This is a genomic window from Streptomyces sp. NPDC002730 (genome assembly GCF_042888805.1).
Classification (GTDB): Bacteria; Actinomycetota; Actinomycetes; order Streptomycetales; family Streptomycetaceae; genus Streptomyces.
Genome location: NZ_JBIAQG010000053.1, coordinates 1 through 3,517, shown reverse-complemented (window position 1 = coordinate 3,517; position 3,517 = coordinate 1). Strand labels below are relative to the sequence as shown.

The following is a 3,517-nucleotide window of genomic DNA, read 5'->3' as shown; positions in this document are numbered from 1 at the left end:
CCGGCGAACTCCTCATCCTCGAACAGCACGTCCAACCTGTCCCTGATCAGCATCGCCGGTGTGCCCTTCGGACACGCCGCCCGCGCTGTCCGCACAGAGTCACGGCATTGGTACGGATGACCTGGGGGGTGTTGCCGCCGGGCTTCGGGGCACCGCTTGGCCGCTGATGAGGGGCCTGACGACCGCCTGGTCCGGCGCAATGCCGGGCCGCTTCACGGGCGGCATGTCTGCGTAACGTGGTTGCCGGCGTGTGGTGCCGCAGGGACGGCCGGGAGTTGAGGAGACGAGTGGCGAGGGGCACGCGCACATGGTCGACACGACCGCGATAGATCTCTTCCTCGGCCTGGACCTGGGCAAGGAGTTCCACCACGCCCACGGCCGGACCGAGGACGGCAGAACCGTGCACGGCAAGCGGCTGCCCAACACCGAGCCGAAACTGCTGGAGCTGTTCACCAGGCTGGTGGCGAAGTTCGGCGCCGTTCTGGTGATCGTGGACCAGGTCGCCAACATCGGCGCGCTGCCGCTGACGGTGGCCCGCGCGGCGGGCTGCCGGGTGGCCTACCTGCCCGGGCTGTCGATGCGGCGGGCCGCCGACCTGCACCCGGGCGAGGCCAAGACCGATGCCCGCGACGCGTTCGTGATCGCCGAGACCGCCCGCACCATGCCGCACACCCTGCGCGCGGTGGACCGCGACGACGAGGTGCTGGCCGAGCTGACCATGCTCACCGGCTACGACAACGACCTGGCCGGCGAGGTAAACCGCGCCACCAACCGGCTGCGCGGCCTGCTCTCCCAGATCCACCCCTCTCTCGAGCGCGTGCTCGGCCCGCGCCTGGCCTACCCCTATATCCAGGCCCTCCTCCAACGGCACGGCTCCCCGGCGAGACTGAGGAAACTGGGCCGGGCCCGCTGCGAGGCCCTGCTCAAGGCACACGGCTCGCGCAAGGCCCACCACCTCACCACCGAGATCTTCGACGCGCTCGCCGAGCAGACCCTCGTCGTTCCCGGCACCGAGGCATCCGCGCTGATCGTGCCCGGCCTGGCCGCCCAGCTCGCCGCCGCCCACACCCAGCGCCGGGCCACTGAGCAGGAGATCGCTGCCCTGCTGGAGGCCCTCCCTCTTTTCCACCTCCTGACGTCTCTGCCCGGCATGGGCGTCAGGACCACGGCCGCCGTGATCGTCGCGATCGGTGACGGCACCGGCTTCCCTACCGCCGGACACCTCGCCTCCTACGCCGGACTCGCCCCGGCCACCAAGTCCTCGGGCACCTCGATTCGCGGCGAGCACGCACCCCATCGCGGCAACCGGCTCCTCAAACGAGCCCTGTTCCAGGCTGCGTTCGCCGCGATCGGCTGCAAAGCCGACCCGTCCTCCCGGATCCACTACGACCGTCAGCGGGCACGCGGCAAGACCCACACTCAGGCGATCCTCCGCCTGGCCCGGCAACGTGTGAACGTCATCCACGCGATGATCCGCAACGGCGTCCTCTACGAACCCCGCGCCCTCGACCTCGCTTCCTGACATCCACACCACCCCTTCCTCTTCCGGCCCGCCGCACTCATCCACCAGCACGGCCAGCCCCGCCGCATCGGCCATCGGGCTGCCCGCACCGCACCCAAACCGCGGGGACGTCCCGCGAAGCGGAACGTCCCCGAAAAACAGCAGGAACCCCTCTAAACCACCCACGTCAGGGTTGACGAAACAGATAGGGGCACCCCCCCGCTGTCCCTGTCGTGCCCCTCGTACGGGCTCGAGGATTCCACGATCAAGCGCCAGTCCGAGCCGGTGGTGATGTGCACGGAGCTGCCTTGGCTGTCGATCAGTCAGACATACAGCGGATCAGCCGACATCAGCCGCTTCGCGCGTCTTGGCCTTCAACTGGCCGCCTGAACACCGAATCCGCCAATAAAGTCCTTCAGGACCGGGTCAAGTTGACATCCGTGACCCGATTGCGGCACGCCGCCCGGACAACGCAGCCGACCCAGCAGCGCCTCGCCCGCCTCGAATTGGTCACCTCACCTCTCTTGGTATTCTGCCGAAATACCTGAAAGATGTGGCGGACATGCCAAATAGCAGTATGTCCCATTCCATGGCCTCCGGGAGGAATTGGTGCAGCAGAACTCCAGGGTCCGCAGGGCTTCGCTCACCCTCACCAGCGCGTTCGCGCTACTGCTCGCCGTTCCAAATACTGCCTTCGCCGTGCCGCCGCCCGCTCTGCCGGCCAACGCGGACACGCTCGAACGGATGTTTCAGCCAGCCTACGACTATGCCACCGACGGCTGTTACTCGACACCGGCCATCGGTCCCGACGGCACCGTCAGTCCCGGCCTGAAGCCCACCGGAGCCCTCAACGGGAACTGCCGGGACGCGTCGGACCTCATCAATACCAACGGGTACTCACGCGCCAAGTGCAACAACGGCTGGTGCGCCATCATCTACGCGCTCTACTTCGAGAAGGACCAGGCCGTCCCCGGCATCAGCCTCGGCGGGCACCGTCACGACTGGGAGCATGTCGTGGTCTGGGTGCAGCACAACCAGGCCAAGTACGTCGCCACCTCGGCCCACGGAGACTTCAACGTCTACCCGCGCAACCAAATCCGCTGGGACAACACGCACCCGAAGGTCGTGTACCACAAGGACGGTGTGAGAACCCACTGCTTCCGCCCCGCCAACTCCAACGACGAACCGCCGGAGAACCACCAGCACACGTGGCAGTTCCCGAAGCTCGTCGGCTGGAACGGCTACCCGGCGGGCCTCCGCGACAAGCTTAGTCAGGCCGACTTCGGCAGCGCCCACTTCGGGCTCAAGGAAGGCGATTTCATCAGCCACCTCGCCGAAGCCAAGCCGGCGGGTATCCCGTTCGACCCCAATGGGTGACGGTGGATTCGAACGATCGTCGCAACGTTGGAGGTGTCATGCTTCGGCTTCCTCCCCTCTGAAGGGGGTGGATTCCCTACGAGGGGATTCGGCCGGTCGCCCCGCTTACGGGTGGACCGGCTGACGCCGAGGTCTCCACAGGCTGAGACCGCATGTCCTGCGGCCTTGAGGTTCTTGGCAGCGTTCACGTCCGCATGATCGGTGTTGCCGCATCCGGGGTTCTTGCACCGGAGGACCGCTTGGCTCTCGCGGCTTCCTTCGGTAACGAACCCGCAGGCGTGGCAGCGCTGCAGTTGAACGCGGGGTTGACCTTCACCACGCGCGTGCCCGTGTACCGGGGCGCGTTGGTGAGGGCGAGTTCGAGGCGGTGCCATCCCTTGTCAAGGATGGCCCGGTTCAGACCTCGTTCCTGGGCGACATTCACGCCGGGCTCTGCGATCGTCCCGGACGCCGACGCGGACATGTTCCGCGTCTTGAGGTCTTCGAGGACGACCAGGGCGTTCTTCTGCGTGAGGTGTGCGACGGTGCGGGCGCAGAAGTCTGCACTGAGGCGACCCCTGTGGTGTGGACACTCTGACAATGGATCTTGCAGATCCGAGGGAAGGTGTCCTGGTGGGACGTAGGTCTCCGTATCCGGCG

General features: G+C 67.0%; 3 protein-coding genes. 2 read left to right on the top strand and 1 reads right to left on the bottom strand.

Going from position 1 to position 3,517, the window contains the following annotated elements; all coding sequences use genetic code 11:
• The first annotated feature begins 307 nt into the window (after positions 1–307).
• Both ACFYXH_RS42310 and ACFYXH_RS42305 read left to right on the top strand, forming a co-directional pair.
• A complete protein-coding gene (locus ACFYXH_RS42310; RefSeq protein WP_389575135.1) occupies positions 308–1,522 on the top strand; it encodes an IS110 family transposase in 1,215 nt (404 codons plus the stop codon).
• 588 nt (positions 1,523–2,110) lie between these two features.
• Complete coding sequence (locus ACFYXH_RS42305; protein WP_389575133.1) at positions 2,111–2,878, top strand: NPP1 family protein; 768 nt, start codon at positions 2,111–2,113, stop codon at positions 2,876–2,878.
• On the opposite strand, the gene ACFYXH_RS42300 is transcribed toward ACFYXH_RS42305, so the two are convergent.
• The gene (locus tag ACFYXH_RS42300; protein ID WP_389575131.1) at positions 2,773–3,252 is read right to left on the bottom strand and encodes a zinc ribbon domain-containing protein; all 480 of its coding nucleotides are present in this window, start codon (positions 3,250–3,252) and stop codon (positions 2,773–2,775) included. The genes ACFYXH_RS42305 and ACFYXH_RS42300 overlap by 106 nt on opposite strands.
• Positions 3,253–3,517 lie beyond the last annotated feature (265 nt).

What these genes read in the sequence shown, in the direction of transcription:
- ACFYXH_RS42310 (WP_389575135.1), top strand. Translation starts at nt 308, where the DNA reads ATGGTCGACACGACCGCGATAGATCTCTTCCTCGGCCTGGACCTGGGC.
- ACFYXH_RS42300 (WP_389575131.1), bottom strand. Translation starts at nt 3,252, where the DNA reads ATGGCACCGCCTCGAACTCGCCCTCACCAACGCGCCCCGGTACACGGG.